The following is a 1,078-nucleotide window of genomic DNA, read 5'->3' on the forward strand; positions in this document are numbered from 1 at the left end:
TATTTATGATGATGCATCTACTGATAGAACTCCTGAAATTATTAAAATGTATGAGGATAAGTATCCAGATTTAATTAAACCGATTTATCAAACAGTAAATCAGTACTCTAAGGGAGTTAAGGTAGGAAATTACAATATCAAAAGAGCAAAAGGAAAGTATATTGCTACTTGTGAGGGAGATGACTATTGGATCAGTCCATTTAAACTCCAAAAACAAGTTGATTACATGGAAAGTAACCCCGATTGTACTTTATGTGCACATACTGTTGAGAAAGTTCGAATTGATAAGGCTAAAATAGGCTATGAAAGACCATATCAAAAAAGTACAGTTGCTCCAACGACAGATATGATTCTTGGAGGGGGATATTTTGTAGGGACGGTCTCTTTGTTATATCCCAAAAGGTTAATGGAGAACCCTCCAGATTTTTATACTAAATCACCAGTAGGAGATTTTCCATTACAAATCTACTTATCTAGTAAAGGGTATGCATATTATATAGATGAAGTTTTGGCAGCCTATCGAATCGGAGTTAAAGGTGGCTGGTCACAACTTCAAATATCCGGTAATGATAAAACGATTAAACAGATCAATAATTCAAATAAACTTATTCATATGCTTAATGAATTTAATAGCTACACAAAAGGTAAATATAAAGAAGCAATAGAAGAAAAGATAAAATATTATGAATTTAAAAAGGCAATCTTGCAAAAGGATCTTAAAAGTATAAAGGAAAATAGCTTTTATCAAGAATTTAGCATATTTAAAAAAACTGCAGTATATATAAAAATGCTTTTTCCTAATTTTTATCAAAAGTTATATAAATACTATATTGATGAGTTAATTATTACTTTTAACAGGAGATATCATAATCAAAAATAAATTTGTAATGGAGAATGAAGAGGATTTTAGTAACTCCTTTGACATGGTTTTGAATGAGTCATATCTAGGTTGTAAATACTGCTTACAATGCTTGAAAATCCTACACTATTGATGGGTTTAACTTATTAATAGATATGTTTCAGTTTAGTTTCTAAAATAATAAAACTGATTGTACTAAAAATTCCTAAATAAATACTC

The 1,078-nt window shown here is 29.2% G+C and carries 1 protein-coding gene; it reads left to right on the top strand.

From position 1 onward, the window contains the following. Positions 1-880 (top strand): glycosyltransferase family 2 protein (locus tag HU235_RS12855; RefSeq protein WP_174880457.1); only part of this gene is annotated, 880 nt, incomplete at its 5' end. Positions 881-1,078: the final 198 nt, after the last annotated feature.

Origin of the sequence: Metabacillus niabensis (assembly GCF_902829255.1) — a bacterium.
GTDB classification, from domain to species: Bacteria; Bacillota; Bacilli; order Bacillales; family Bacillaceae; genus Metabacillus; species Metabacillus niabensis.